General features: G+C 68.4%; 26 protein-coding genes. 15 read left to right on the top strand and 11 right to left on the bottom strand.

The window, feature by feature from the left end; all coding sequences use genetic code 11:
- Positions 1 to 192: 192 nt before the first annotated feature.
- Entirely contained in the window at positions 193 to 1110 is a 918-nt protein-coding gene (locus tag ACWZHB_RS14120; RefSeq protein WP_427909163.1) for an LLM class F420-dependent oxidoreductase, read from the top strand.
- 317 nt (positions 1111 to 1427) lie between these two features.
- Complete coding sequence (locus tag ACWZHB_RS14125) at positions 1428 to 1853, top strand: cupin domain-containing protein (protein ID WP_427909164.1); 426 nt, start codon at positions 1428 to 1430, stop codon at positions 1851 to 1853.
- A gap of 60 nt (positions 1854 to 1913) precedes the next feature.
- On the opposite strand, the gene ACWZHB_RS14130 is transcribed toward ACWZHB_RS14125, so the two are convergent.
- The 4 genes from ACWZHB_RS14130 to ACWZHB_RS14145 form a co-directional block, all read right to left on the bottom strand.
- Complete coding sequence (locus tag ACWZHB_RS14130) at positions 1914 to 3719, bottom strand: AMP-dependent synthetase/ligase (RefSeq protein WP_427908394.1); 1806 nt, start codon at positions 3717 to 3719, stop codon at positions 1914 to 1916.
- Positions 3712 to 4167 (bottom strand): MarR family winged helix-turn-helix transcriptional regulator, encoded by a 456-nt coding sequence (locus tag ACWZHB_RS14135; protein ID WP_427908395.1) that lies wholly within the window; start codon positions 4165 to 4167, stop codon positions 3712 to 3714. Before ACWZHB_RS14135 ends, ACWZHB_RS14130 begins: the two co-directional genes overlap by 8 nt.
- A gap of 49 nt (positions 4168 to 4216) precedes the next feature.
- Positions 4217 to 6055, bottom strand: a complete 1839-nt coding sequence (locus ACWZHB_RS14140; protein WP_427908396.1) for a glycoside hydrolase family 15 protein — start codon at positions 6053 to 6055, stop codon at positions 4217 to 4219.
- Positions 6056 to 6159: 104 nt separating this feature from the next.
- Positions 6160 to 7164, bottom strand: coding sequence for an oxygenase MpaB family protein (locus ACWZHB_RS14145; protein WP_427908397.1), 1005 nt, complete (start codon positions 7162 to 7164; stop codon positions 6160 to 6162).
- A 141-nt stretch (positions 7165 to 7305) separates the two neighbouring features.
- Between ACWZHB_RS14145 and ACWZHB_RS14150 the strand changes: the two genes are divergently transcribed.
- On the top strand, positions 7306 to 7971 hold the full coding sequence (locus tag ACWZHB_RS14150; protein ID WP_427908398.1) for a TetR/AcrR family transcriptional regulator: 666 nt from the start codon (positions 7306 to 7308) through the stop codon (positions 7969 to 7971).
- 11 nt (positions 7972 to 7982) lie between these two features.
- On the opposite strand, the gene ACWZHB_RS14155 is transcribed toward ACWZHB_RS14150, so the two are convergent.
- Positions 7983 to 8513, bottom strand: a complete 531-nt coding sequence (locus ACWZHB_RS14155) for a VOC family protein (protein ID WP_427908399.1) — start codon at positions 8511 to 8513, stop codon at positions 7983 to 7985.
- 19 nt (positions 8514 to 8532) lie between these two features.
- A complete protein-coding gene (locus ACWZHB_RS14160; RefSeq protein ID WP_427908400.1) occupies positions 8533 to 9120 on the bottom strand; it encodes a hotdog family protein in 588 nt (195 codons plus the stop codon).
- A gap of 204 nt (positions 9121 to 9324) precedes the next feature.
- Here ACWZHB_RS14160 and ACWZHB_RS14165 point away from each other — a divergent pair, with 204 nt between their 5' ends.
- From ACWZHB_RS14165 to ACWZHB_RS14180, 4 genes are all read left to right on the top strand, one after another.
- Positions 9325 to 10500 carry a Rieske 2Fe-2S domain-containing protein gene (locus ACWZHB_RS14165; RefSeq protein WP_427908401.1) on the top strand — a complete coding sequence of 392 codons (1176 nt, stop codon included), beginning with the start codon at positions 9325 to 9327 and terminating at the stop codon, positions 10498 to 10500.
- Between the two features lie 35 nt (positions 10501 to 10535).
- Positions 10536 to 11714 (top strand): acyl-CoA dehydrogenase family protein, encoded by a 1179-nt coding sequence (locus tag ACWZHB_RS14170; RefSeq protein WP_427908402.1) that lies wholly within the window; start codon positions 10536 to 10538, stop codon positions 11712 to 11714.
- A gap of 26 nt (positions 11715 to 11740) precedes the next feature.
- The gene (gene bphC, locus ACWZHB_RS14175) at positions 11741 to 12646 is read left to right on the top strand and encodes a biphenyl-2,3-diol 1,2-dioxygenase (RefSeq protein WP_266289632.1); all 906 of its coding nucleotides are present in this window, start codon (positions 11741 to 11743) and stop codon (positions 12644 to 12646) included.
- Positions 12647 to 12826: 180 nt separating this feature from the next.
- Complete coding sequence (locus ACWZHB_RS14180; RefSeq protein ID WP_427908403.1) at positions 12827 to 13675, top strand: IclR family transcriptional regulator; 849 nt, start codon at positions 12827 to 12829, stop codon at positions 13673 to 13675.
- 93 nt (positions 13676 to 13768) lie between these two features.
- Here ACWZHB_RS14180 and ACWZHB_RS14185 read toward each other — a convergent pair whose 3' ends face one another.
- Positions 13769 to 14401, bottom strand: a complete 633-nt coding sequence (locus ACWZHB_RS14185; protein ID WP_427908404.1) for a Dabb family protein — start codon at positions 14399 to 14401, stop codon at positions 13769 to 13771.
- Positions 14394 to 14741: a hypothetical protein gene (locus tag ACWZHB_RS14190; RefSeq protein WP_427908405.1), complete on the bottom strand. Its 348-nt coding sequence runs from the start codon at positions 14739 to 14741 to the stop codon at positions 14394 to 14396. Before ACWZHB_RS14190 ends, ACWZHB_RS14185 begins: the two co-directional genes overlap by 8 nt.
- 191 nt (positions 14742 to 14932) lie before the next feature.
- On the opposite strand from ACWZHB_RS14190, the gene ACWZHB_RS14195 reads away from it, so the two are divergent.
- From ACWZHB_RS14195 to ACWZHB_RS14205, 3 genes are all read left to right on the top strand, one after another.
- Entirely contained in the window at positions 14933 to 15526 is a 594-nt protein-coding gene (locus tag ACWZHB_RS14195) for a TetR/AcrR family transcriptional regulator (RefSeq protein ID WP_427908406.1), read from the top strand.
- Between the two features lie 45 nt (positions 15527 to 15571).
- On the top strand, positions 15572 to 17290 hold the full coding sequence (kstD, locus tag ACWZHB_RS14200; RefSeq protein ID WP_427908407.1) for a 3-oxosteroid 1-dehydrogenase: 1719 nt from the start codon (positions 15572 to 15574) through the stop codon (positions 17288 to 17290).
- Between the two features lie 246 nt (positions 17291 to 17536).
- Positions 17537 to 18499: an alpha/beta hydrolase gene (locus ACWZHB_RS14205; RefSeq protein WP_427908408.1), complete on the top strand. Its 963-nt coding sequence runs from the start codon at positions 17537 to 17539 to the stop codon at positions 18497 to 18499.
- A gap of 103 nt (positions 18500 to 18602) precedes the next feature.
- Here the strand turns inward: ACWZHB_RS14205 and ACWZHB_RS14210 are convergent, their stop codons facing one another.
- Positions 18603 to 19250, bottom strand: a complete 648-nt coding sequence (locus ACWZHB_RS14210; protein WP_427908409.1) for a class I SAM-dependent methyltransferase — start codon at positions 19248 to 19250, stop codon at positions 18603 to 18605.
- Positions 19251 to 19288: 38 nt separating this feature from the next.
- Here ACWZHB_RS14210 and ACWZHB_RS14215 point away from each other — a divergent pair, with 38 nt between their 5' ends.
- Positions 19289 to 19735 carry a MerR family transcriptional regulator gene (locus ACWZHB_RS14215; protein WP_427908410.1) on the top strand — a complete coding sequence of 149 codons (447 nt, stop codon included), beginning with the start codon at positions 19289 to 19291 and terminating at the stop codon, positions 19733 to 19735.
- Here the strand turns inward: ACWZHB_RS14215 and ACWZHB_RS14220 are convergent.
- The gene (locus tag ACWZHB_RS14220) at positions 19732 to 20418 is read right to left on the bottom strand and encodes a PadR family transcriptional regulator (protein WP_427908411.1); all 687 of its coding nucleotides are present in this window, start codon (positions 20416 to 20418) and stop codon (positions 19732 to 19734) included. The genes ACWZHB_RS14215 and ACWZHB_RS14220 overlap by 4 nt on opposite strands.
- Before the next feature lie 129 nt (positions 20419 to 20547).
- Here ACWZHB_RS14220 and ACWZHB_RS14225 point away from each other — a divergent pair, with 129 nt between their 5' ends.
- Positions 20548 to 21054, top strand: a complete 507-nt coding sequence (locus tag ACWZHB_RS14225) for a flavin reductase family protein (protein ID WP_427908412.1) — start codon at positions 20548 to 20550, stop codon at positions 21052 to 21054.
- 46 nt (positions 21055 to 21100) lie between these two features.
- Here ACWZHB_RS14225 and ACWZHB_RS14230 read toward each other — a convergent pair whose 3' ends face one another.
- On the bottom strand, positions 21101 to 22732 hold the full coding sequence (locus ACWZHB_RS14230) for a flavin-containing monooxygenase (RefSeq protein ID WP_427908413.1): 1632 nt from the start codon (positions 22730 to 22732) through the stop codon (positions 21101 to 21103).
- 186 nt (positions 22733 to 22918) lie between these two features.
- Between ACWZHB_RS14230 and ACWZHB_RS14235 the strand changes: the two genes are divergently transcribed.
- The 3 genes from ACWZHB_RS14235 to ACWZHB_RS14245 all read left to right on the top strand — a co-directional run bounded on the left by ACWZHB_RS14235 (position 22919) and on the right by ACWZHB_RS14245 (position 26603).
- A complete protein-coding gene (locus tag ACWZHB_RS14235) occupies positions 22919 to 24454 on the top strand; it encodes an FAD-binding protein (RefSeq protein ID WP_427908414.1) in 1536 nt (511 codons plus the stop codon).
- Between the two features lie 104 nt (positions 24455 to 24558).
- Positions 24559 to 24930, top strand: coding sequence for a nuclear transport factor 2 family protein (locus ACWZHB_RS14240; protein ID WP_427908415.1), 372 nt, complete (start codon positions 24559 to 24561; stop codon positions 24928 to 24930).
- Positions 24931 to 24941: 11 nt separating this feature from the next.
- On the top strand, positions 24942 to 26603 hold the full coding sequence (locus tag ACWZHB_RS14245; protein ID WP_427908416.1) for an FAD-dependent oxidoreductase: 1662 nt from the start codon (positions 24942 to 24944) through the stop codon (positions 26601 to 26603).
- Positions 26604 to 26608: the final 5 nt, after the last annotated feature.

The raw sequence follows: 26608 nt of genomic DNA on the forward strand, positions 1-26608 counted from the left end.
CTGTGTGTGCGATAGCCTGATTCGATTGCTCGATGTGTCAGCGTGCCGATGAGCTGGGGCGGTTCGGTGATGGGACGCGTCGTCGTACTCGTCCCACACGGCGACGCCGCGATGGGCATCGGTGAGTTGTCGCACGGGCGGCTGACAGCCGGAGACCGGCGCGCCTGGTTCGCATGGGGCACGATGAAGTGCATGGACCTCCGCATCTTCACCGAGCCCCAGCAGGGCGCCGACTACGACACGTTGCTGTCGGTGGCGCGCGCCGCCGAGGAACTCGACTTCGACGCGTTCTTCCGTTCCGACCACTACCTGGCCATGGGCGATGCCTCGGGACTGCCCGGCCCGACCGACGCCTGGATCACCCTGGCCGGGCTGGCCAGGGACACCTCCCGCCTCCGCCTCGGCACCCTGGTCACCGCCGCGACCTTTCGGCTGCCGGGGCCCCTGGCCATCCAGGTCGCCCAGGTGGATCAGATGTCGAACGGGCGGGTCGAACTCGGTCTGGGCAGCGGCTGGTTCGCCGCCGAACACGCCGCCTACGGAATCCCGTTCCCGGACAACAAGTTCAGCCTGCTCGAGGAGCAACTGGCCATCGTCACCGGGCTGTGGGAGACCAAGCCGGGGGCGACGTTCAGCTTCGACGGCGCCCACTATCAGCTCACCGACTCCCCCGCCCTGCCCAAGCCGGTGCAGGATCCGGTGCCGGTGATCATCGGCGGCACCGGCAAGGTCCGCACGCCGCGCCTGGCGGCCCGCTACGCCACCGAGTTCAACATGCCGTTCGCCTCGATCGCCGACAGCGCCGCCCAGTTCGACCGGGTACGCGCCGCGGTACGCGCGGCCGGGCGCACCGACGAAATGGTGTACTCCAACGCGCTGGTCGCCTGTGTCGGGCGCACCGACGCCGAGGTGGCGCGCCGGGCCGCCGCGATCGGCCGCGAGGTCGACGAACTGAAGGACAACGGTCTGGCCGGATCGCCCGCCGAGGTCGTCGACAAGATCGCTCGCTACCGCGAGATCGGCGCGAGCCGGATCTACCTGCAGATCCTCGATCTCGCCGATCTCGATCACCTGGAACTCATCGCCGCGCAGGTGCAATCGCAACTCTGAGGTCGACGGGGGCCGGGTGGATTCCGCGATCTTCGTGAACACTCGATGTCATGGAACCTCTTGCCCCCGAAGCGATCGACACCGAGCCCCGACTGGTCACCACACTCGACGCCTGGCAGTCGGCAGGTGGTCAGTTGCCCGTCGACGACGACCGGACCACCTGGGCGGCCGATGACGAGTCCGCGCTCCTGGTCGCCGATGCGCTGCCCGACACCGCACAGATTCTCGTCCTCACCCCGCGGGCGGCGTCCGGGCACCTTCCCGTCGGCGAGGTCCGGTGGGCCAGGCGCGGCCCGGCGGGCCACCATACCGAGCTTCTGCACCGGCCGACGACCGCGGAAACCCTCGACCTGCTCCCGCATCCCGAAGGGGGCTGGTTTCGTGAAACCTGGCGCAGTTCCCATACTTTCGTCCCCACCGACTACCCGGGCACCCGCGCCGCCGCGACCGGCATCCTGTTCCTTCTGCCCGAGCACGAACAGTCGATCTGGCATGTGGTGCGCTCCGACGAGCTCTGGATGTGGCATCGAGGCGGACCGCTGGAACTCGCGCTGGGCGGCGACGGCGACACACCCGCGACGACCGAGACCGTGATCCTCGGCCCCGCCATCGAATCGGGCCACCGCGTGCAGCAACTCGTCCCGGCGGGCGTCTGGCAGGCCGCCCGTCCGTGCGGTGGCGCGGAGGTGCTGGTCAGCTGCGTAGTCGCGCCGGGCTTCGACTTCGAGGATTTCCGGAGCTGACCGCGCTTTCGGCCGCACGCCCGCGCTCGTCGTCGCGCAGGCCGAAATCCCTGGGGGCGATCAGCGTCGGTACATCGTGTCGATTTCGTCGGCGAATCGCTCGGCGACCACGTGCCGCTTCACCTTGAGGGTGGCGGTGAGCTCACCGGACTCCTCGGTGAGGTCGCGGTCGAGGATGGTGAACTTCTTGATGGATTCGGCATGGGAGACGGTGCTGTTGGCGTCGTCGATCGCCTGCTGCACCTCGGCCAGCAGGGCCGGATCCGTGCGCAGGTCGGCGATCGTGGTGTCGGCCGGGCGGCTGATCGCCGTCTTCCATGCCGCGAAGGTCGCCGGATCGACGGTGATCAGCGCGGTGATGAACGGGCGTCCGTCGCCGACGACGACGGCTTGCGAGATCAGCGCGTGCGATCGGATGCGATCTTCCATCGGGCCGGGTGAGACGTTCTTGCCGCCCGCGGTGACGAGGAGGTCCTTCTTGCGGCCGGTGATCGACAGGAAGCCGTCCTGGTCGAGTTCGCCGAGGTCGCCCGTGCGCAACCACCCGTCGCGCATCGCACCGGCGGTAGCGTTCGCACTACGCCAGTACCCGGCGAACACCACACCGCCGGCCAGTTCGATCTCGCCGTCGTCGGCGATGCGAACGGCGTTGCCGCCCAACGGTTGTCCGACCGAACCGATTTTCACCGACCCCGGCACGTTGACGCAGTGCGCCGCGGTGGATTCGGTCAGGCCGTAGCCTTCGTAGACCGGGACGCCGACGCCACGGAAGAAGTGCCCGAGCCGCGGCGTCAGCGCTCCGCCGCCGGAGATGACGAACTCGCAGTCACCGCCGAGCGCTGCGCGCAGCGGGGTGTACACGAGCCGGTCACACAGCGCGTACCGCGCGCGCAGGAGCAGTGACGGCCGCTGCGCGAATCCGCCGGTGTGATCGAGCATCTCACTCCACCGGACCGCGGTCTGTTCGGCGAACCGGAAGACCGCTGCGGTGATCTTGCCGCTCTCGCGCGCCTTCTTCTCCGCACCGTCACGCACCTTCTCGAACACGCGCGGTACGCCGAGGATCGTGTGCGGGCGGAATCGCGTGAACTGGCCGGTGATCGTCGTGAAGTCCGCCCAGTGCGCCTGCGTCATCCCGGACTCGAAGGCAGCCAGCGACACCGCTCTGGCCAGCACATGCGCGAGCGGAAGGAAGGTCAGCATCCGCTGCCCGGGATGGGCCACTTCGCCGATGCTGGCGGTCAGGATGCCCCGCACTTCGGAGAGGAAGTTGCGGTGGGTGAGCATGCAGCCTTTGGGACGGCCGGTGGTGCCGGAGGTGTACACCAGCGAGGCGAGGGCGTCCGCGCGCAGGCCGTCGAGCCGTTCTCGCAGGCGGTCGGCGGGAAGGTCAGCGCCGTCGGCGATCAGCGTGGCTTCGGCATCGTCATCGATGACCACCGTCCGTCGCAGCGTGTCCGGTGCACCCGCGAGCAGGTCCTTGTGCCGAGCCGTCTCCACGATCGCGAGCGCCGCACCGGAATCCTCGAGGATCCAGCGCAGCTGCTCGGCCGAGGACGAATCGTAGACCGGGACGGTGACCGCGCCCGCGGCCCAGATCGCGAAGTCGAGCAACGTCCACTCGAATCGGGTCGCCGACAGCAGCACGACCCGGTCGCCGGGCTGAATCCCGTTGGCGATCAGGCCTTTCGCGACCCCGGACACCAGGTGCGCGAACTGCTCGGCGGTGACGTCGAGCCACTGTTGCCCAGCAGGACGGGAGAACAGCACCCGCTCCGGGAACTGGTCGGCCTGGGCGTAGACCGAGCCGACGATGGTCTCGTCCTCGGCAATGGTGAATGTGGCAGGCGCGGTGAACTCACGCATGCTCGCCTCCAAGAGTCTGGTCGGGGTGCTGGAATCGCCGCAGCGCATCCGCGAACTCGGCGACATCGCGGGCGGTCCAGTCGTTCGTGCGCTCAGCGAGCAGGGTGAGGTCCTGCTCGATCGCGGCCGCGTGCGCCCGGCGGCCCGCAGCGGTCAAGGTCAGTGGATACCCGGCACGCAGGGAACCCGCACCCGGCTGCACCCAGCCTGCGTCGATACAGGTCCGCAACTGCCGCGACACCGTCGAGCGATGCACACCGAACGCATCGGCGAGCTCCGTGGCACGACAGCCCGGATTCCGCTCGATGTACGACAACGCCGACCGCTGCGCGAACGAAGGAATCCCTTCCGCTACGGGGCGCCCCGCGATGATCTCCCGGACGATCTGGGTGAGCGCATCGTGGACCGCGACGAGCTCGGGCGACCATCCACCCGCCTGGTGTTGCATGATGCAACTATAACTCTACGGTTCTTAGCCGTGGGCGGGGCGTAGTGGATCAGTGCGGTGGGGGTTGGGATTCGGCGCGGTCGAGTTCTTCGTCGAGGGCGATGGCCGCGGCGATCAGGGCCAGGTGGGTGAAGGCTTGGGGGAAGTTGCCCAGCTGTTCGCCGGAGGGGCCTATTTCCTCGGCGAACAACCCGACGTGGTTGGCGTAGGTGAGCATCTTGTCGAAGGCGTAGCGGGCCTGTTGGACACGGCCCGTTCGGGCCAATGCTTCGACGTAGTGGAAGCTGCACAGGTTGAAGGTGCCCTCGGTGCCGCGCAGGCCGTCAGGTGAGGCTTCGGGGTCGTATCGATATACCAGGCTGTCGCTGACCAGTTCCTTGTCCATCGCGTCGAGGGTGCTCAGCCACATCGGGTCGTGCGGGGACAGGAATCCCATCCGCGGCATGAGCAGCAGCGAGGCGTCGAGGACCTCGGTGGCGTAGTGCTGGACGAACGCTCGGCGCTTCTCGCTCCAGCCCCGGTCGATGATCTGACGGAAGACCGCGTCGCGTTCGGCGGTCCAGCGGGCCAGGTCGGCGGGCCTGGCGTGCTCGGTCGCCATCCGGATGCTGCGGTCGAAGGCCACCCAGGTCATCAATCGGCTGTAGGTGAATTCCTGACGACCGCCGCGGGTTTCCCAGATGCCCTCGTCGGGGCGGTCCCAGTTGTCGGCGAGCCAATCGATGAGGCCGGTGAACGTCCGCCAGCCCGCGATGGCGGCCGTTCCGGATGCCTGCGCCAATGCGTCGGCGGCCTCGCCGTAGATGTCGAGCTGGATCTGGTCGGCGGCTCCGTTGCCGAGCCGCACCGGCGCCGAACCCCGGTAACCCTCGAGATGAGTCAGGGTCACTTCCGCCAGCTCGGGGTCACCGTCGACCCGGTACATGATCTGCAAGGGCTCGCCGGAGGCGGTGGCGCCCGCGTCGACCCGGTCGCGCAACCAGACCCGGAAGGCATAGGCCTCCTCGGTGAAACCCAGATCGGTGAGCGCCCGCACCGACAGCGACGCATCGCGGATCCAGGTGTAGCGATAGTCCCAGTTGCGTTCGCCACCGATCTGTTCGGGCAGACCCATGGTGGCCGCGGCGATCGGGGCGCCACTCGGGGCGTAGGTGAGCAGCTTGAGGGTGATCGCGGAGCGGTTGACCATGTCGCGCCAGCGTCCGCGATAGGTGGACGAGCGCAACCAGGTCTGCCAGAACAAGCGGCACCGGTCGAATTCGTGGGCGATCGATTCCCACGCGGGCGGCGGCGAGACAGCCGCGTCGGCGGGCGCGGTGGTCAGTACGACGGCGGCTCGTTCACCGGCGGACAACGTGAATCGCGCGGTGATGTCCACACCGTCGCCGATCAGCTCGATCGCGTCGGTGGACTGCAGGTGCAGATCGGCGGTGGGAGAACGGAAGACGGCGGTTCGTTCGTCGAACAGATCGAGGGTGTGCGTGGCACGGGCGTAGTCGAACCGGGGGCGGCACGCGAGGGTGAACGTCAAACTTCCGCGCACCACCCGCGCGACCCGCACCAGCCGGTGCCGGTCGGCGGGTTCGGTGCCGCGGATCGGTTCCATGAAGTCGGCGACCTCGCCGACACCGTCGGGCCCGGAGAAGCGCGTCAGCAGGATGGCGGTATCCGGCAGGTACAGCTGCCGGATGGTCACCGCGCTGGTGGTGGGTTCGACGGCGAGCGAACAGTGTCCGCCCTTCTCGCTGTCGAGCAGCGAGGCGAACACGCTCGGCGCGTCGAAGCGGGGCGCGCACCACCAGTCGATCGTGCCCTCGGCCGACACCAGCGCCGCTGTCTGCAGGTCGCCGACGATGCCGTGCTCGTCGATCGGCGGATACGAGTTCACGCACGCTCCTCGCGTCGGACCGCTCGTCCGGGCGGTCGGCGAGTTTGAGGTAACCAGCGAACGCCGGCGACAGCCTCACCCGGAACGGGTGAATCCGCCGCTCGTCAGGCGCGCACGCGCCGCCGGGATCGAGCCGCTGTGGGCTCCGGTGCGAACGAGGTGAGGCCGACCTCGCGGTATCGGCCGACCAGGCGTTCGTATTTGCGTCGGTTGCGGGCCATCGGTGAGTCGGTGACCGCGGCGGGGAGCCGGGTGTAAGCGACGCGGAAGACGGTGGTGAGGACTCGGAATCGGCGGTCGTGGCGCGCGGTCCAGGTGATCGGCATCTTGGCGCGCACGTCGGGGTGCATGATGCCGCAGCCGAGGATCATCGCGACCTGGCCGAGGGCGGGCGCGCTCAGCCACCAGAGTGGGGCGGCGACAGCGGGCAGGAAGTCCGGGCGCGGGGCGCGCCGGACGGCGGTGGTGGCCGCTTCCAGTGCCGGGGTGGCGCGCAGTTCGGTGATCATGCGGTCGTAGTGGGCGGTCAGTTCCGCGTAGTTCGCGATCGGTTGCGAGTTGCCGGGCAGGTGCAGGCCGCGGGTCTTGCCGCGATAGTGATCCCAGATGGCCTGGTCGGTGGCCGGTGACGGGGTGTCGCCGGTCAGTGCCAGGTAGGCGCCGCGCTGGACGAAGAAGGTGGAGTAGAGGATCCAGTTCCAGGCGTGGGGGTTGAGCGCCGAATAGCGTTCGCCGTCTGGGCCGACGCCTTTGACGTCGCGGTGCAGGAGCATCAGGCGCTGCGACTCGGCGTCCCGGTCAGCGTCTTCGCCGTGGTAGATCAGCTGATCCGCCGCCGCCGTGCGCACGGCCCGCGCCCACGGTTGATACCGCGAACGTCCGGTGGCCTCTAGCGCGGCCGAGACCGGGGGCAGCATCGGCTGGTCGAACAGGGCGACGCCGAACAAACCGAACAGGACCGAGCCGCCGACGCTCTCGAATCGTGCGACGGCGCGGCGCGATTCGCGATCGCGTGACGCGCGAGTGAGCGATGCGGCCGGGGCTTCGCCCGAGGACGCCGAGGTGACGTCGACCGAGCGGAATTCCTGGTGTGGCACAGGACAGGTCATCGGTGAACTCCTTTGTTCAGCCACTGGTTCTGGTGCAGGACGGCACCACAAACTAGTCTGGTGTCAGAGTGCACCAGAACTGACGGCTGGTCAAGAGTGCCGGTGGACTACGCTGACTCGCGACGAAGGGGAAGGGCGGCCATGCACGACGACTCCGATGACGCGGCGCCCTCGCGCGTCTACGGTGGCGTGGCGGCGGACGAACGCCGATCCCGCCGCCGTGGCGCGCTGTTCGACGCCGCGCTCGAGCTGCTCGCCGAGGGTGGGGCGCCCGCCGTCACCAAACGGGCTGTCTGCGTGCGGGCCCGGCTCAACGACCGCTACTTCTACGAACAGTTCACCGACCGCGACGCCCTGCTCACCGCGCTGGTCGAGGAGCACACCGCCCTCGGCATCGCCGCGGTGGTCACCGCCACCCACAACGCCGACCCGGATCTGCACAGTCAGGTGCGCGCGGCGGCCGACGCGTCACTCGGCTTCCTGCTCGCCGACCCCCGCCGCCCTGCCCTGCTCCTCAACGCCCACAGCACCGAGGCACTCCAGGGCGCGCGCCTGACCACCCAGCACGCGATCGCCCGCGCCATGTCGGCGGTCGGCCGCGAACTCGTTGCCGAACCCGCCGCCCCACTCGACGCCGACATGATCGCCTACAGCGTGGTCAGCGGGGTCCTGGAACTGGTCGCCGCCTGGATGCGCGGCGAGTTCGACACCACCAGAGAACATCTCACCGACCTCATCGCCGGGCAGCTCCTGCAGTCCGAGAACCGGGCGGTCCCACCGATCATCGGCGCGAAGTCGGCGACGTAGGACGGACCCGGTCAGCTGTCCGCGGCACGGCGTGCCGCGACGCGGGCCCACAGTCGCGGGTCGGTACGGGGGCCGCCGGGAGTGGACGCGCCGTAGCGGGCGATCTCGGCGGGGAGGTCGAGGGGTGCGGTCATGGCGGTGCCGGGGGCGAGGGCGTCTTCGACGTGGGCATCGGGGACGAGCCAGCACACCTCGAACTCGAGGCCGTCGGGGTCGCGGGCGTAGAGGGCCTTGGTCGAGCCGTGGTCGTTGGCGCCGGTCAGTGCCTTGGATTCCGTCAAGCGGTCGCGTACGGCGGCCAGTTCGGACAGCGTTTCGACTTCCCACGCGACGTGGTACATGCCGACCGCCCCGGCGGGCGCCGCCGGCATCCTGGCCTGGAACAGGCCGAGGTCGTGATCGTTGACGGAACCGGGGTGCCGGAGGAACGCGCCGCCGGGGAAACCCTCGGACAGCCGCTCGAACCCGAGCACCTCCTCGTAGAACGCGACACTGCGTGCCAGGTCCGCGACGAACAGCACGATGTGGTTGATTCCCCGCATCTGGCGGTGACCTCCTGGATCAGTCGACAGTCACGGTGAAGGTAGCCCACGCGCGGACGACCACGTTGCCCGACGCGTCGGCGCCGGCCAGGGTGACATCGACGCGCGATTCGCCGTCCTGCACATAACTCTGGATGATCTGGCCCGAGCAGGACATGACGTCGCCGGGTGGCAGCGGCCGCACCGACCTGGTGCGGAAACGGCGGATCGACTCGGCGCCGAGCCAGTCGGTCGCGTAGGTCGCCAGCAGGGCCGCGGCCTGTGGCGAAACCTGATCGCCCGCAAGGGTTTCCGCCGCCGCCCACGACTCGGCGACGAGGCCGCCGGTGCGGTCGAAGTAGCGGGTCAGCGATTCCGCGGCGGCGACAGCGGGCTGGCCGGGGGCGCCCGCGCGGATCGCGGTCAGCTGGTCACCGGCGCGCGGCGGCGGACCGAAGAACCGGTGATCGGTCTCGACCCGCTCCCCCACTCCGGATCCGTCGGCGGGCAGGAAGGTCGGGGGCACGACGGGCCGGTCGGCGAGCCGGTAGGCCGGATTGTCGGAGCGGGCCGCTTGCGCGAACAGCCGGATGGCATCGGTGTCCAGTACCACCGCGACGTTACCCATGATTCACTCCTGCTCGTCGAAAACCGATGCCGTCACGGTAGGACGGCCCGCGGGTTGTGATCGGTTCCTCTCCCGGTCATCGGGACACCGGCCGACCGCCACGAAAACATGTCCGCTGACCGGGAACACCACGCCCCGAGGACCCCCGCGCGGCGCGACCATCGGCGCAGCTCATCCCCACTCCGTCCGAACATGGAGGTTTCGATGCCGGAGAACTCGCCGAACGGCCGATCGCAGGACACCACCGCCGACTACCGGCAGATCGAGGCCGCCGCGGCGCCGACTCGGTTCGCCCGCGGCTGGCACTGCCTCGGCCTGCTCTCGTCGTTCCGCGACGGCCAACCGCACGAGGTGAAGGCTTTCGGCACCATGCTCGTGGTGTTCCAGTCCGAATCCGACGGCGCGCTACACGTGCTCGACGGCTACTGCCGTCATATGGGCGGCAATCTCGCCCGCGGCACCATCAAGGGCGATTCGATCGCCTGCCCGTTCCACGACTGGCGCTGGGGCGGTAACGGCAAGTGCACGGCCATTCCGTACGCGCGCCGGGTGCCCCCGCTCGCCAAGACCCGCACCTGGCCGACGCTCGAGCGCAACGGCCAGCTCTATGTCTGGCACGATCCGCAGGGCTCCAAGCCCACCGACGAGGTGACCATTCCCGAGATCGAGGGCTACGGCACCCCGGAATGGACCGACCTGACCTGGAATTCGATTCTGATCGAGGGCTCGCACTGCCGTGAGATCGTCGACAATGTCGTCGACATGGCGCACTTCTTCTACGTGCACTTCTCCTTCCCGCGGTACTTCAAGAACGTCTTCGAGGGCCACGTCGCCACCCAGTACATGCGGTCGACCCCGCGCCACGATGTCACCGTCGGCACCAGCTACGACGACCCGGATTCCGCCTTGCGCTCGGACGCGTCGTATTTCGGTCCGTCGTACATGCTCGATTGGCTGTGGAGCGAATCCAACGGGATGACAATCGAGACCGTGCTCGTCAACTGCCACTACCCGGTCGACGAGAACTCGTTCGTGCTGCAGTACGGCGCGATGGTCAAGAAGCCGCAGGGCATGTCCGACGAGGACGCCAACGCGATGGCGGCGCAGTTCGCGCAGGGCGTCGAGTACGGCTTCGAGCAGGACGTCGAGATCTGGAAGAACAAGGCGCCCATCGACAATCCGTTGTTGTCGGAGGAGGACGGCCCGGTGTACCAGCTGCGCCGTTGGTACAAGCAGTTCTATGTCGACGTCGATGACGTCACCGAGGACATGACCAAGCGGTTCGAGTTCGAGATCGATACCGAACGCGCGGTGACGAGCTGGGAGGCCGAGGTGGCCGACAACATCGCCCGCGGCGCCGTCATCAACACCATGTCCTGACCCCCGACCACTCCGAACAGAAAGCATCACCGAAGATGACCAGAGTTCTCGACAACATCGCCGCGATCGCGGACAAGCTGCGCGATCAGGCCACCGAGGCCGAGCGTCTCGGGCAGCTCCCCGACGCCACGGCGCAGCTGCTCAAGACGGCGGGCCCGATCCGCCTGCTGCAGCCGAAGAAGTACAGCGGCTACGAGGCGCACCCGCGCGAGTTCGCCGAGACAGTGATGGCCACCGCCGCGCTCGACCCGGCCAGCGGCTGGATCGCCGGCATCGTCGGCGTGCACCCGTGGCAGCTGGCCTTCGCCGATCCGAAGGTGCAGGACGAGGTGTGGGCCGACGACCACGACACCTGGATGGCCTCGCCCTACGCGCCGACCGGCATCGCCCGTCCGGTCGACGGCGGCTACATCTTCAACGGCCGCTGGCAGTTCAGCTCCGGCACCGACCACTGTGACTGGATCTTCCTCGGCGCCATGCTCAGTGATACCGAGGGCAAGATAGCCATGCCGCCGACGATGCTGCACATGATCCTGCCGCGCCAGGACTACCAGATCGTCGAGGACTCCTGGAATGTGGTCGGTCTCAAGGGCACCGGGTCCAAGGACATCATCGTCAAGGACGCGTTCGTGCCCGACTACCGGGTGATGAACGGCGACCACGTCATCGACGGCACCGCGCAGAAGGAATACGGGGTCACCGAGACGCTGTACAAGATGCCGTGGTCGACGATGTTCCCGCTGGGCATCAGCTCCGCGGTGGTCGGCATCGCCGAGGGCGCGCTGGCCGCGCACCTGGACTACCAGCGCGATCGGGTCGGCGCGCAGGGCACCGCGGTCAAGGACGATCCGTACGTGCTGTTCGCCATCGGCGAGGCCGCCGCCGACATCAACGCCGCGCGCCAGGAACTGCTCGCCAACGCCGACAAGATCTTCGACGCCGTCGACGCGGGCAAGGAGATCAGCTTCGCCGAGCGGGCCGCGGTCCGGCGCACCCAGGTCCGCGCCGCCTGGCGCGCGGTCTCGGCCGTGGACGAGATCTTCGCCCGCTCCGGCGGCAATGCCATGCGGCTCGACAAGCCGCTGCAGCGCTACTGGCGCGACGCGCACGTCGGCCTCGCGCACGCCATCCATGTGCCGAGCACGGTGTACCACGCCTCGGCCGTCAGCTCCCTCGGTCTCGAGCCCGCGGCCACTCTGCGCTCGATGATCTGACCCGAATACCAAGAAGGACAACGGAAATGACAGACATCAAAGGCCTCGGCTACGTCAAGATCCAGACCGCCGACATGGACCGCTGGCGCAAGTTCGCGTTCGAGGTGCTCGGCTTCGCCCAGGGCAGCGGGCCCGACGAGGACGCGCTGTACCTGCGGATGGACGAGCGCGCGGCGCGAATCACGATCGTGCCGGGTGACAGCGACGCCATCGTGACGATCGGCTGGGAAGTTCGCGACCACGCGGCGCTCGTCCGCGTGCAGGAAGCCGTCACGGCCGCCGGGATCGCGGTGAAACCGCTGTCGGTCGAAGAGGCCGACGCGCGCCGGGTCGAGGAGGTCATCACCTTCCAGGATCCGACCGGCGCCACCCTCGAGATCTTCCACGGCGCGGTCCTCGATCACAGTCCCGTGGTGACCCCGTTCGGCGCGAAGTTCGTCACGGGCGCACAGGGCCTCGGCCATGTCGTGCTGCCGACCATGGACCCCAACGGCGCGTTCGGCTTCTACACCGACGTGCTCGGATTCCTGCCGCGCGGCGCCTTCCGCATTCCGGCGCCGCCGGAGTTCGGCCCGATGCGGGTGCGGTTCCTCGGTGTCAACGAGCGCCACCACAGCCTGGCACTGTGCCCGGCTCCGCACGGCGGCGCGCCCGGCCTGGTGCACATCATGGTGGAGGTCGACTCGCTCGACGCGGTCGGTCAGGCCCTGGACCGGGTGACCAAGGACGGCTTCTCGGTGTCCTCGACGCTGGGCAGGCACACCAACGACAAGATGGTGTCGTTCTACGTCCGCGCGCCCGGCGGCTGGGACATCGAGTTCGGCACCGAAGGCATGCGGGTCGACGAGACCTACTACAGCGCCGAGGAGATCACCGCCGACAGCTACTGGGGCCACGACTGGTCCGGTAGCGAGCCGCTCGCGGCGATGTAGTCCGCCCACAGCCCACGACGGCCCCCGGTCCGAGCACCCCGCTCGGACCGGGGGCTGTCGTCGTTTTCAGACGAAACCGACGAATCATGTGACAACGACCACAACGGATGGTATGAATAGGTATATGCCTAATCGAAATATGCGAGTGGGCATCAGCTCGTAGATCCGAATGGAGAGCTCATGGTCATCCAGGCCGAGGCCACCACCCCGAGCGCGATCCTCGATCGCGCGTCCCTGCTGCTCGACGCCTTCGACGGCCCGGGCAGGCTCACCCTCGCCCAGATCGTCCGGCGCACCGGCCTACCCCGGTCCTCGGCGCATCGCATGCTGGACCGGCTGGTGCAATTGCGCTGGCTACGTCGCGAGGGGCGCGACTACGAGCTGGGCATCCGCCTGATGGAACTCGGCTCGCTGGCGGTGCATCAGGACCGGCTGCACCGCGCGGCGATGCCGTTCCTGCACGAGCTGCACCGGGTCACCGGGTTCGTCGTGCACCTGGCGGTGCTGGACGGGCCCGACGTCGTCTACCTCGACAAGGTCGGCGGTGAACTGTCGGCCGTGGTGCCCACCCGCGTCGGTGGCAGGCGGCCGGCGGCCTGTACCGCGGTCGGCAAGGCGATCCTGGCCTACTCCGACGAGCGCCGCGTCGCCGAGGCCCTCGCAGGCCAGGCCGGTGCGCGGACCCGCTACTCGATCACCAGCAAGGCCCAGCTCGACACCGAACTGGACAAGGTGCGCGCGCACGGGATCGCCGTCGAACGCGAGGAATCGCTGCCCGGCTTCGGCTGCATCGCCGCGCCCATCGGCGATCTCGGCGAGGCCGCGGTGGCGGCGGTATCGGTGTGCGGGCCGGTGGATCGGATGCTGTTCGATCACCGTCTCAGCGCGCCGATCCGCACCACCGCGCTCAATATCTGGCGCCACGTCGACGACGGGCGGGTGCGGGTGCATCCGACGTTGCAGCAGCATCCGCGTCCGCTCGGGGCTTCGCGTCCGTACGCGGACCAGCGTGGGCCGCGTACGGCGTGATCACGCGTCGCCCGGTCGCCGTCCGAACGCGGGCGGCGACCGGCGCGAGGTCTCAGACCGTCCGGTTCAGCGGTTCGCGGACGATCAGTGCGATCAGACCGGACTGTTCACGCAGAAGCTGTGACAGACGCGGTCGCGGACGATCACGTCAGGGCATTCGGGATCGAACCAGCGGTCGACGTGCGCCCAGTGCACGGGATGCATCAGATAGGGGCCGGTGAGCGCGTCGAGGTCGGTGAACTCCTGTTCCCAGACGTGCGTCCATGGCGAGAGTCCGGTGCCGCGCGTGACCCGGCTCAACTGCCAGGACCGGATGCCAGGCAGGTAGTCGGGCATCCGCAGCAGGTCGGCTTCGAAGCGCTCGACCGTCGCGCGCGGTGTGTCCGGCGCGACTCGTAGCAGCAGTACCCGGTACACCGACCCGGTAGCGTCCGGCTCGGCGATACCGGCTGTGCCGCCCTGGTATTCGGCGCCGTCGACATGGGCGACCGGGTTCTCGCTCAGCAGCGCGTCGATCTCGGCCACTGGCCCCGTCCAGTCGGCGGAACGGTCGAAACGCAAGTGCACCAGGACGTCACCACCGTTGCGCACGCCCGGCAAGGTCGGCTCGACCAGCACGCGACGCGCTGCCGGGGCGGCGATTCCACGCAGCCGGGCCATCAACCGGTCGCGCGCCGTGTCATCGGTGTCGGGTGAGAGATGAACCAGCCGAGTCACGTCAAACATTGCCGAGCCTTTCGATATCGGCAGCGAGCGCACCGGTCGAGCGAGTCCGTTCCACGATCAGCTCCGCCGCCGAAGCCCACCACTGCCGCACCGACTCGTCAGGACGCCCCTTCCAGGTCATCGCCCACCACCCCGGCGCGCCGTCGAGCACCCAACTGGCGATGACCGTGTTCGACTCGTCCGGAAACCACACGGGCGGACTCACCACGATCCTTTCGAGGGTCATGCCGCGTTCGCGCGCGCCCGGCGCGTAGTCGCGCAGATAGGCGTCGACGAATTCCCTGGCTCGCCCTGGCTTCGTCACTACGGTGTCGATCACGTAGACCTTCGTGGCTTCCATCCACCGACCGTAGGTAGCCGCCGACCGGGCATCGACCTGGTGTTTCCGCCCAGTGGGAGAACGCGGTTTCACGATCGTCGCCAACTATATGACATTCACAGCCATCTTGATAGTCTCTGTCATATCGGGTGATACTTTCACCATGGACGCGGCGGATCGTTCGCCGCACAGTTCTCGAAGGGTGGTGCGCAGTGTCACTGCGTGATCGGCAGCGTCGTCGGGTTCGCGACGAGATTCAGCGGGCGGCCTACGCGTTGTTCGCACGATCGGGATTCGAGGTGGTGACCACCGAGCAGATCGCGACGGCGGCCGGGGTTTCGCCGAGTACATATTTCCGGCATGTGCGGAACAAGGAGGATCTGCTCCTGGAACCGGTGCGGGAGGGCGGGAGCGGTATCGCCGGTTTGCTGGAAACCCGCCCAGGAACCGAGCCGGCCGATGTCGCGTTGGCGGGGGCGATCCTGGCGCGCTCGACGTCGTTGGCGGTCGAGGAGCTCGAGCAGTGGCGGGCGGCGTTCATGACCGCACCGCATCTGCTGGAGCGGGTCGCTTTGGTCCCGCCCGATCATCGGGTCCGCCTGGTCGAGCTTGTCGCCCACCGGATGTCGCGCGATCCCGAGACCGATCCCACGCCGGGGCTGTTGGTGCATCTGATGCTCGCGGCCGCGGAATTCGGCCTCCTGCGATGGCTACGTGCCCAAGACCCGGCGGCCTCGCTGCCGGTGTGCATGGAAGCCGCTCTCGCCGCGGTCCAGGACCGCCGATGGCGTCGCGCGCAAGCGTGATCGCCCTGCCTCCCATCATGTTTCACAGACAGGAATTCACCAGCGATGCAACAAGAACATAGCGATACCGACACCGTGGACGTGCTGGTAATCGGTTCCGGCGCCGCCGGGATGACCGCCGCGATCGCCGCTGCCCACCACGGGCTTTCGGTGCTCGTGGCCGAAAAGGCCACCCGCTGGGGCGGGTCGACCGCCCGGTCCGGAGGCGGAGTCTGGATTCCAGGCAATTCCGTGCTGCGCCGGGACGCGCCCGATGACGACCTCGAGGCCGCGCGCACCTACCTCACCACCATCATCGGCCCGGTGGTCGACCAGGACAAGATCGACACCTACATCGACAACGGGCCGGCGGTGTTCGACTTCCTCACTGCCCACAGCCCGTTGAGGATGCGGTGGGTGCCCGGATACAGCGACTACTACCCCGAGACCGAAGGTGGGCGCGGCCACGGCCGCTCCGTCGAACCTGTCCCCTTCGACGCCACAGTGCTGGGTGCGGAGTTGGCCACTCTCGAACCCGATTACTCCAAGGCCCCCCGCAACTTCGTGCTGACCCAGGCCGAATTCCGTCAGATCCACCTCGGTGTGCGCAATGCTCGTGCGCCCTGGTCCGCGATCCGAATCGCCACCCGTTGGCTCACCGCCCGTATCCGGGGCCGCCATCTGCTCGCTCGCGGGCAGGCGTTGAGTGCCATGTTGCGCAAAGGGATGCTCGATGCCGGGGTCCCGCTACTGCTCGACACCCCGCTCCTCGAGTTGATCCGTACCGGTGACCGAGTCACCGGCGCGATCGTGCGCCGTGGCGGCGACGAACACCGCATCACCGCGCGAGCCGGGGTGATCCTGGCGTGCGGCGGCTTCGAACGCAATCCCGCTGTCCGTCAACAGCATCAGCGCGCACCCATCGGCTCGGACTGGACTGTCGGCGCCGCCGCCAACACCGGGGATGGAATCGCGGCCGGTGCCGCGGTGGGCGCGGCGACCGGTTTCATGAATGACGCCTGGTGGGGGCCATCGATCCCGCTACCTCGTCAACCGTGGTTCTGTCTGGCCGAACGAAATCTGCCCGGCAGCCTCATCGTCAACGACCGCGGCGAGCGGTTCATGAACGAATCATTGCCCTATGTCGATGCCGTACACCGCATGTACGGCGGCGAAAACGGACAGGGCGACGGTCCTGCGGAGAACCTGCCCGCGTGGCTGGTCTTCGACCAGCGCTACCGCAACCGCTACCTGTTCGGCGGCCTCCCGCCACGCCAGCCCCTGCCCCGGCGGTGGTTCGACGCCGGCGTGCTCACCCGCGCCGCCACCATCAGCGAACTCGCCGACAAGATCGGCGTCCCTACCGAGCAATTCACTGCAACGGTGACCCGGTTCAACACCTTCGCACGCACCGGCGTCGACGAGGACTTCGGTCGAGGCGAGAGCGCCTACGACCGCTACTACGGTGACCCCCGTCAACACCCCAATCCCAATCTCGGAGCCTTGGCCACAGGTCCCTACTACGCCGCCCGCATTGTGCCCGGCGACCTCGGCACGAAAGGCGGCCTGGTCACCGACACGCACAGCCGAGTCCTGCGTGCCGACCACACCGTCGTCGAAGGCCTCTACGCTGCCGGCAACACCGCTACGCCTGTCATGGGCCACACCTATGCCGGGCCCGGCGCCACCATCGGACCCGCCATCGTCTTCGCCTATCTCGCCGCCCATCACATCGCCACGACCGGGAACCGCGGATCCGAACAACATGTAACGCAACCGCATTGAACGACAGCCGGTCAACCGACCCGACCGGGTGAGTCGGGTACCCACAGTGGTTCGAGGCAGGGCGGCCCGCGCGCGGGCCACCCGTAGTCCGCTCGTCCGGGGTGGTCATCCACCGACCTTGGGCTCACCGGCGGGCATCGACCTGGTGTTTCCGCCCAGTGGGAGAACGCGGTGCCGATCGTGGGACACCGGCCCTACGGTGAGGCCGACGACGTCTGATTCCGTCGCCGACAATCAGGAGGACCAGTGACTGTGCGAACTTTCCCGACCACCGGGCCGGGTGCGGTTCCTGATCCGGAAGTCGCGGCGATGCTCGCTACGCTCGATGCCGGATTCCCCGATGTCGCCACGATGGCGGCGGCCGACGTGCGTGCCGCGATCCGCGCCAGACGCGCCCCGCTGCAACGACTTCCCGAGATGCGACAGGCGCGCGACATCACCATCGACGGGCCGGGCGGCCCGCTGCCGCTGCGCGTGTTCCGCCCGCACCACGACGGCGAGTCACTGCCGGTGATCGTGTTCGCGCACGGTGGTGGTTTCGTCTTCTGCGACCTCGACAGCCACGACGAGTTCTGCCGTTCGATGGCGGCGGGTGTCGGTGCGGTGGTGGTGTCGGTCGACTATCGGCTCGCGCCCGAGCACGCCGGGCCCGCGGCCCATGACGACATGTTCGCGGCGCTGCGGTGGGCCGCGGAGAACGCAGGCGCCTATGGCGGCGACGTGTCGAGGATCGCGCTGGCCGGCGACAGCGCGGGCGGCAATCTCGCGGCCACCGTGGCCATCGCGGCGAGGGATGCCGGTGGTCCGGAAGTCGCCGCACAGATCCTGATCTATCCGGTGATCGACGACGACTTCGACACCGAGTCCTACCGGAAATTCGGGACCGGCCACTACAACACGACCAGCGCCATGCGGTGGTACTGGCAGAACTACGCCCCGCACGGCACCGACGATCCGCGTCTGGTGCCGACCAGAGCGGCCTCGCTCGCCGGTCTACCGCCCGCGGTGGTGATCACCGCCGAACTGGACCCGCCGTGTTCGGCCGGGGATGCCTACGCCCAGCGCCTGGCGGGTGACGGTGTCGAGGTCCGGCATCGCCGCTACAACGGACTGTTCCACGGATTCCTCAGCATCCCGTCCCTGTCCGCCACCACCACCGCGCGTACCCACATCTGGGCGATGGTGCGCGACGTGCTCGATCCGGCGTAGAACGTCCGCTCCGGCCGGTAGCTGAGCAGGCTGATACCAGCGCAATGCAAGCGTCATTCGGTGCCCCACGGCTTCAGCCACGCACCCGTCGCGGTCGGGGCAGCTACGCGGTCGTGCCGCCCGGATTGATGGCGAGCACACAAGCGACGGGCGGTTCGAAGTCGAGTGTTTCGACTCGCAGACCCGTGAAACCGGCTCGGGTGAGCAGGTCCTCGAGCTCTCGGGCCGCGCGGACCGTCGTGTCACGGGTGGCGCCGGGGGTGCGGGGCTGGCTGACGAGCGCGATGCGTCCTTCGGGGCGGAGCACGCGGCGCAGCTCGCGAAGCCGCTCCACGGGGTCGGGCCAGAACCCCACGGAGTTGACGGCGAGTACGGCATCGAGCGGAGCGCCGAAACTCGGCAACTGCGCCACCGACGCCTGCGTGAGATGCACGCGGCCGGCCCGGATCGCGACGGCGTTGCGGCGGGCGGCATGCCGGACCATGGCCCGGGAATGGTCGATGCCGAAGACCTGGCCGTGGGTGGCCCGCTCGGCGAACTCGGCGATCGCGACGCCGGGACCGAACCCGAGCTCGAGTACCCGGTCGGTGGGCCGCACATCCAGCAGTGACACTGCCCATTTGTTGCGCTGCCGATTGGAGGGGCGAAGATCGAACACCCACCCGGCCATCCAGCCGACCACGCCCCGAGGACGACGGGCTTGACGCACCAAGTAGGTGATCGCGTGCTGCTTGACAGCTGTTGTTTCCATGCTCGCCAGTCAACGGCTTCAAGTACGCTCGAAGTCAAATGAGTGACCAGCTGACGATCGGCGAGCTGGCGAGCCGCACCGGTGTCGCCACTTCCGCGCTGCGTTATTGGGAGGAGCTGGGCCTGCTCGCGCCACCGGCCCGGGTCGCGGGCCAGCGGCGGTATCCGCCCCCGACGGTCGGCCTGGTCGGTGTGGTCCTGGCGCTACAGAACGTCGGCTTCACGTTGCGAGAGATCAAGGCGTTCTTCGCCTCTCGTGCGCTGGCTGAGGCCGGGTGGCGAGATCTGTACCAGCGCAAGCTCGCCGAGTTGGATGAGCGGATCGCTCAGGCATCGGCAGCACGCGACGCCATCGCCCATGGCATGGTCTGCCCGCATACCGACATCGTCGAATGCCCCCACTTCACGAGCGGAGTCACCGCGCTCCTGGCGGGATCCTCCCTCGAAGAGGCGCACGCGCAGATTCACGCACACCGGCAGAACTAGTCCGGCGGACCCGCTTCCTCCTCGCGCACCCGCTGTTCGATCTCGCGCCAGCGCCCCGGCGTCGGATGGGGGTAGTCGGAGCGGTCGTCGTGTTCGGCACCGGCCAGCACGGTGGCCGCGTTGTCGATGTCGTCGATCAGCTGCTGGGCGAGGTCGCGTTCGGTCGCGTAGTGGCGCTGCGCCCATTGCAGCACGAGCTGCGAGTAGGCCCAGCCCGGTTCGGATTTCGCGGCTTCGGCATCTATGGCGGCGCGTTGCGCGAGCTTGTCGACGTCGGCGATGTGGTCGTGCAGGATCTGCTTGAGCCGATCCGGGGAACCGAGGTGGCCGAACATGACCCGCAGCAGCACATGGTGTTTGAGCACCGACGGATCCACGGGGGCCTTGTTCCACCACGTCGTCACCGCAGCCCGGCCCTCGGCGGTGATCTGGTAAAGCCGCCGGGCGCGCATGGTGTTGTCCGGATCGAGCCGCGAGCTCGCGAAGCCGTGCTGCTCGAGCTTCTTCAGCTCGGCGTAAATCTGGCTGTAGGAGGGCGTCCAGTAGACGTAGCGCAGGCTCCAGTCCGCCCACTTCTTCAGGTCGTAGCCGGAGATCTCCTCCTCGTACGAGAGCATGGCGAGCACCGCCCAGCTGGTCGGCGGCAGGTTGGGCACGCCGGAGTCGGGGTCAGGGTTAGCCATGGCTGAATGCTAGCAACCGGCCTTAACGGAATTCCCCCTTCGGCAACCACTGACCGGGAGGCGGTCTTGAGCCGCTCCCCGATCTTCCCGGATTCTGGGAAGCATCGGATTCCGTTCGGAAGGACAACTATGAACGCGGACAACGTCGTCGTCGACGCAGGTATCCCGGCTCCCGCCGACCTGCGCAGAGTGCTCGGGCACTTCGCGACCGGCGTCGCGGTGATCGCCGCCCACGATGGGACGCGACCGCTCGGCTTCACCTGTCAGTCGGTGGTGTCGGTGTCACTCGACCCGCCGTACGTGTCGTTCTGCCCGGCCAAGAGTTCGACCAGCTGGCCGCTGCTGCGCGAGGCGGGTTCCCTGTGCATCAACATCCTGGCCCAGGAGCAGAGCGCGCTGTGCCGTCAGTTCGCGGTGAGCGGGGCCGACAAGTTCGCCGGTATCGAGTGGGAAAGGGCGGGCAACGGCGCACCGGCGCTGGCCGGGGCGCTGGCCCAGATCGAGGTGACGGTGGAGCTAGAGCACGATGCGGGCGACCACACCGTGGTGCTCGCCCGCATCGGTGACCTGCGGGCGACCGAGGGCGCCCAGCCGCTGCTGTTCTACAAGGGCGGGTTCGGCGGCTTCGCGGCCTGACACGAACGACGGGGTGGTCCATTGTGGACCACCCCGTCGTCGTCTGTCACGCCTCGATGACGTCGAAGCCCTTGTACCCGGCGGCCGCGACCTCGGCGATGATCTGGCCGTAGACACCGAAGCCGCCGACGAAGGGCATGAACACCCGTGGCCTGCCCTCGATGTTCGCGCCCAGATACCACGAATTCGCCTGTGTCATCAGCGTTCCCGCGGCCCGGTCGACGCACTCGCGCACCCACTCCGCCACCGCGTCCTGGCGCGCTTCGATCGCCACCGCTCCCCTGCTGTCGAGGAAGCCGATGGCCTCGGCCACCCAGTCGACGTGCAGTTCCGAGTGCAAAACCATGTTGGCCAGCACCGACGGACTGCCGGGACCGGTGAGGTTGAACAGGTTCGGGAAGCCCGCCATCCCCAGTCCCAGATAGGTTTTCGGCCCTTCGCGCCACGCCTGGTTGAGTGTCTCGCCGCCGCGGCCGACGATGTTCATCCGCGACACCGATCCGGTCATCGCGTCGAATCCGGTGGCGAGCACGAGGGTGTCGAGGGGGTAGTGCGTGTCGGTGGTGTGCACGCCCGCGGCGTCGATCCGGGTGATCGGAGTCGACTTGAGGTCGACCAGGTTCACATTGTCGCGGTTGAAGGTCTGGTAGTAGTTCGTGTCGGTGCAGATCCGCTTGGTGCCGATGGGGTGATCGTGCGGGACGAGCAGATCGGCGACGGCAGGGTCCTCGATGACGGAGCGCACCTTCTCCTCCCAGAATTCCCGGGCGGTGTCGTTGGCGGCGAGCGTGGTGAGCTGGTCGGGGAAGGTCTTGCTGAACAGCACACCGCCCAGCGCCCAGCGCTTCTCGTAGGCCTCGCGCCTCTCCTGCTCGCTCACCTCGACCGCCGATTCCGGATGCGCCTGGTGGGGCGAACCGCCGCCGCTGGCCATCGACAGCCGCCTGCGCTCGGGATAGTTCGCCTTCTGCGCCGCCCGGTCCTGCTCGGTCAGCGGTGTATTGCCCGCGGGCACACTGTAATTGGCGGTGCGCTGGAATACGTGCAACCGCTCGGCCTGTTCGGCCACACACGGGATCGTCTGGATGCCGGAGGATCCGGTACCGATCACGCCGACTCGCTGACCGGCGAGATCGACCCCCTCGTGCGGCCAGTGCGAGGTGTGCAGGATCTGCCCCGCGAAGGTATCGAGTCCGTCGATGGCCGGGGTGTTCGCGTTCGACAGCGGCCCGGTGGCCAGCACGACGAACCTCGCCGAGACCGCGCGGCCGGTGTAGGTGTCGACCTGCCAGCGCAGGGTCTGCTCGTCGAGCACGATGTCGGTGACGCGCGTGTCGAATTCGATGTCGCGGCGCAGGTCGTAGCGATCGGCGACGTGCTCGAGGTAGGCCAGGATCTCGGGCTGGGTGGCGTACTTCTCGCTCCAGTTCCACTCCTGTTGCAGCGCGTCGTCGAAGGAGTACGAGTAGTCGACGCTCTCGACATCGCAGCGCGCGCCCGGGTAGCGGTTCCAGTACCAGACGCCGCCCACACCGTCGCCGGCTTCGAACACCCGCACGCTGAGACCGCTGCCGCGGAAGCGGTGCAGCGCGTAGAGGCCGGCGATGCCCGCACCGACGACGACCACGTCGACGTCGGCCGGGCCTTTCGCTGGTGCCGATGGGGTCTCGGGGTTCACAGTGCCTACCTTTCGATGGAGACCGGTTTCTCAGCGGGCGACGCTAAGGACACGCACCGCGTTCGAGCAGGCCCCCTTCCCGCTGACCGGCACATTCGCCCTCCCGGTGATCGGGAGACCCACCTCACAGGCATCGGCGCCGGGCCTACCGTCGAGCGCAATTCGAGGTGGTATCAGGAGGAAACAGTGGTGGACTGGAACGAAGAGGTCGATGTGCTGGTCGCGGGATCGGGTGGCGGCTTGGCCGGCGCCTACACCGCTGCCCGCGAGGGCCTCAGCGTCGCGGTGGTCGAGGCGACCGACAAGTTCGGCGGCACGACGGCCTATTCGGGCGGCGGCGGGGTGTGGTTCCCCTGCAACCCGGTGCTGGAGCGCGAGGGCACCGACGACACGATCGACGACGCGCTCACCTACTACAGGGCCGTGGTCGGTGACCGCACCCCGGACGAGCTGCAGCAGACCTATGTCCGACGGGGTCGCGATCTCATCGAATACCTCGAAGCCGACGATCATTTCGCGTTCATGGTGCTGCCGTGGCCGGACTACTTCGGTAAGGCGCCCAAGGCCCGGCTCGACGGTCAGCGCCACATCATGCCGACGCCGCTCCCGGCGGCCGAGATGGGCCCGCTGCGCGAATCACTGCGCGGAACGCTCGACACCGACCGGCTCGGCGCTCCCCCGCAGGACCTGCTGATCGGCGGGCAGGCGCTGATCGGCCGGATGCTGCGCGCGATCTCGAGCTATCCGCACGCGCAGCTGCACCTGAACTCGCCGCTGGTGCAACTGGTGGTCGAGGACGGCGTGGTGACCGGCGCGATCGTCGAACGCGACGGCGCCAGGGTCGCGATCCGCGCGCGGCGCGGGGTGATCCTCGCGGCGGGTGGATTCGAGCAGAACGACGCGCTGCGCAAGCACTACGGCGTGCCGGGCGAGGCGCGAGACACGATGGGGCCCTGGGGAAATCAGGGCAAGGCGCACGAGGCGGGCATCGCGGCGGGCGCCGACACCGATCTGATGGATCAGGCGTGGTGGTCGCCGGGACTGACCCATCCCGACGGGCGTTCGGCGTTCGCGCTCTGGTTCACCGGCGGCATCTTCGTCGACCAGGAGGGCAAGCGCTTCGTCAACGAGTCAGCCCCCTACGACCGGCTCGGCCGCGACGTGATCCGGCAGATGAACGACCGCGGGCTCACCCTGCCGTTCTGGATGATCTACGACGACTCCGAAGGCGAGGTGCCGCCGATCAAGGCCACCAACGTCTCCATGGTCGAGACCGAGAAATACGTCGACGCGGGTCTGTGGCACACCGCCGACACCCTCGCCGAGCTGGCCGAGAAGATCGGCGTGCCCGCGGCGAACCTGGAGGCCACCGTCGAGCGGTTCAACGGGATGGTCGCCACCGGCGTCGACTCCGATTTCGGACGTGGCGACGAGGCCTACGACCGGGCCTTCTCCAACGGCGAACCGCCGCTGGTGACCATCGAGAAGGGCCCGTACCACGCGGCGGCGTTCGGCATCTCCGACCTGGGCACCAAGGGCGGCCTGCGCACCGACAGCGCCGCGCGTGTGCTCGGCCGCGACGGCGAACCGATCCCCGGCCTCTACGCCGCGGGCAACACCATGGCCGCCGTGAGCGGCGAGGTCTACCCCGGCGGCGGCAACCCGATCGGCGCGTCGATGCTGTTCAGCCACCTCGCCGTGCGGCACATCCTCGGCGAATGACCACCCCGGTCCCTCCCGCTGGACGGGAGGGGCCGGTCACTCGGGCCACCGAATGTGGTTCTGTTCACATATTCACCCCCTTCAACTTTTTCAGGAGCGACACGATGGCTTCAGCGGACGACATTCGCGCGACGGTGCGCAAATATGTGGAGGCCGTCGGCACCGGTACGGCCGCCGACGTCGTCGCCCTCTACCGCGAGGACGCGACGGTGGAGGACCCGGTCGGCAGCGAACCGCACGTCGGCCACGCCGCGATCAAGAAGTTCTACGACAACATCGAGCCGCTGGAGCGTTCGACCGAACTGTTCTCGGTCCGCGTCTCGGGCGACAGCGCCGCGTTCAGCTTCCGGGTGGTCACCAAGTTCGGTGAGCAGACCTTCACCCTCGATCCGATCGATGTCATGACCTTCGACGAGGACGCCCGCATCGTGAGCATGCGCGCGTTCTGGTCCCAGGACGACATGGTCGTCGGCTGAGCGAGGCGAAAATGACTGCGACCGAACAACACTGGGATCACGAAGTCGGCTTCCTCGTGGTCGGCACCGGCGCGGGCGGGTTGACCGCCGCGCTCGCCGCCGCCGACCGCGGCCTCGACACCCTGATCATCGAGAAGGCCTCCGTCTACGGCGGCAGCACCGCGCTCTCGGGCGGCGGCGTCTGGGTGCCCAACAATCCGACGTTGCTCCGTGCGGGACTCGGCGATTCCCGCGCCGATGTGCGCGCCTACCTCGACGCGGTCGTCGGCGACCGCGTGCCGTCGGCGAACCTCGACGCGTTCATCGACGAGGGCCCGAAGATGCTCGCCTTCCTCGAGACCAGCCCGCACCTGCGTTTCCAGTGGTGCACCGGCTACTCCGACTACCACCCCGAAGCGCCCGGCGGCCGGCCCGCGGGCCGGTCCATCGAGCCGCTGCCGGTCGATCTCAAACAGCTCGGCCCGGACGAGGATCTGCTGCGTCCCGCCGCGCTGGCGACACCGCCCGGACTGTTCATCACCTCGAAGGACTTCGTCCAGCTCAACATGGTGACCCGCACCTGGAAGGCACGCTGGACCGCGCTGCTGACCGGCCTGCGGGCGGTCAAGGCGATCATGATGCGCAGGCACATGGACACCCTCGGCCGCGCACTGATCGCCCGGCTGCGACTGGCCGTGCGCGATGCCGGGGTGCCGCTGTGGCTCGACACCCCGCTGCGTTCGCTGATCACCGACGACTCGGGCGCGGTGCTCGGCGTGCTCGCCGAACGCGACGGCCGCGAGATCCTGATCAAGGCGCGCGACGGTGTGCTGCTGGCCACCGGTGGTTTCGAATACAACCAGGCCATGCGCAAGGACTACCTGCCCGAGGGTGGGCGCGACAACTTCAGCGCCGCGTCGACGGACAACACCGGCGACGGCATCATCGCGGGTGAGAAGATCGGCGCGGCAGTCGATCTCATGGACGACGCGTGGTGGATGCCGTCGTTCCAGCGCCCCGAAGGCATCAACCAGGTGCTGGTGTCGGAGCGGTCGATCCCGCGCTCGATCATCGTCGACAGCACCGGCAATCGCTTCACCAACGAGGCGTCGCCGTATGTGACCTTCGTGCATGCCCAGCTCGAGGGCAGCCACGATCCGGCCTGGCTGGTCTTCGACGCGAAGGCCAAGAGCCGCTACCCCATCGGTGGCATCGTGCCCGGCCAGAAGTTCCCGGCGTCCTGGCTGACGACCGGCCTGATGCAGACCGCGCCCGACATCGAGGGACTCGCCACCGCGATCGGCGTGCCCGTCGACGCGCTGCGCGACACCGTCGGACGCTTCAACGGTTTCGCCCGCGACGGCCACGACGCGGACTTCGGTCGCGGCGTCAGCGCCTACGACAACTACTACGGCGATCCGACCCTGGCCACCCCCGCGCTCGATGTGCTGGACAAGGGCCCGTACTACGCGCTGCGGGTACGGATCGGCGACCTCGGCACCAAGGGCGGCTTGGTCTACAACGCCGACGCCCAGGTGCTGCGCGCGGACGGTTCCGCCATCCCCGGCCTCTACGCCGCGGGCAACACCTCCGCCGCGGTGATGGGCAACGACTACGCCGGCGCCGGCGCGACGATCGGTCCGGCCATGGTGTTCGGGTACATCGGCGCGCGCCACGCCGCAGGCGAGCGGTAACGGCC

The organism is Nocardia sp. FBN12 (assembly GCF_054031145.1).

Excerpts from the sequence above, each read along its gene's own strand:
- bphC (WP_266289632.1), top strand. The coding sequence starts at position 11,741 with ATGACAGACATCAAAGGCCTCGGCTACGTCAAGATCCAGACCGCCGAC.
- ACWZHB_RS14185 (WP_427908404.1), bottom strand. The coding sequence starts at position 14,401 with ATGTTTGACGTGACTCGGCTGGTTCATCTCTCACCCGACACCGATGAC.
- ACWZHB_RS14135 (WP_427908395.1), bottom strand. The coding sequence starts at position 4,167 with ATGCAACACCAGGCGGGTGGATGGTCGCCCGAGCTCGTCGCGGTCCAC.
- ACWZHB_RS14150 (WP_427908398.1), top strand. The coding sequence starts at position 7,306 with ATGCACGACGACTCCGATGACGCGGCGCCCTCGCGCGTCTACGGTGGC.
- ACWZHB_RS14240 (WP_427908415.1), top strand. The coding sequence starts at position 24,559 with ATGGCTTCAGCGGACGACATTCGCGCGACGGTGCGCAAATATGTGGAG.
- ACWZHB_RS14210 (WP_427908409.1), bottom strand. The coding sequence starts at position 19,250 with ATGGAAACAACAGCTGTCAAGCAGCACGCGATCACCTACTTGGTGCGT.
- ACWZHB_RS14160 (WP_427908400.1), bottom strand. The coding sequence starts at position 9,120 with ATGGGTAACGTCGCGGTGGTACTGGACACCGATGCCATCCGGCTGTTC.
- ACWZHB_RS14145 (WP_427908397.1), bottom strand. The coding sequence starts at position 7,164 with ATGACCTGTCCTGTGCCACACCAGGAATTCCGCTCGGTCGACGTCACC.
- ACWZHB_RS14170 (WP_427908402.1), top strand. The coding sequence starts at position 10,536 with ATGACCAGAGTTCTCGACAACATCGCCGCGATCGCGGACAAGCTGCGC.
- ACWZHB_RS14245 (WP_427908416.1), top strand. The coding sequence starts at position 24,942 with ATGACTGCGACCGAACAACACTGGGATCACGAAGTCGGCTTCCTCGTG.
- ACWZHB_RS14130 (WP_427908394.1), bottom strand. The coding sequence starts at position 3,719 with ATGCGTGAGTTCACCGCGCCTGCCACATTCACCATTGCCGAGGACGAG.
- ACWZHB_RS14155 (WP_427908399.1), bottom strand. The coding sequence starts at position 8,513 with ATGCGGGGAATCAACCACATCGTGCTGTTCGTCGCGGACCTGGCACGC.
- ACWZHB_RS14120 (WP_427909163.1), top strand. The coding sequence starts at position 193 with ATGGACCTCCGCATCTTCACCGAGCCCCAGCAGGGCGCCGACTACGAC.
- ACWZHB_RS14215 (WP_427908410.1), top strand. The coding sequence starts at position 19,289 with ATGAGTGACCAGCTGACGATCGGCGAGCTGGCGAGCCGCACCGGTGTC.
- ACWZHB_RS14220 (WP_427908411.1), bottom strand. The coding sequence starts at position 20,418 with ATGGCTAACCCTGACCCCGACTCCGGCGTGCCCAACCTGCCGCCGACC.
- kstD (WP_427908407.1), top strand. The coding sequence starts at position 15,572 with ATGCAACAAGAACATAGCGATACCGACACCGTGGACGTGCTGGTAATC.
- ACWZHB_RS14180 (WP_427908403.1), top strand. The coding sequence starts at position 12,827 with ATGGTCATCCAGGCCGAGGCCACCACCCCGAGCGCGATCCTCGATCGC.
- ACWZHB_RS14190 (WP_427908405.1), bottom strand. The coding sequence starts at position 14,741 with ATGGAAGCCACGAAGGTCTACGTGATCGACACCGTAGTGACGAAGCCA.
- ACWZHB_RS14225 (WP_427908412.1), top strand. The coding sequence starts at position 20,548 with ATGAACGCGGACAACGTCGTCGTCGACGCAGGTATCCCGGCTCCCGCC.
- ACWZHB_RS14165 (WP_427908401.1), top strand. The coding sequence starts at position 9,325 with ATGCCGGAGAACTCGCCGAACGGCCGATCGCAGGACACCACCGCCGAC.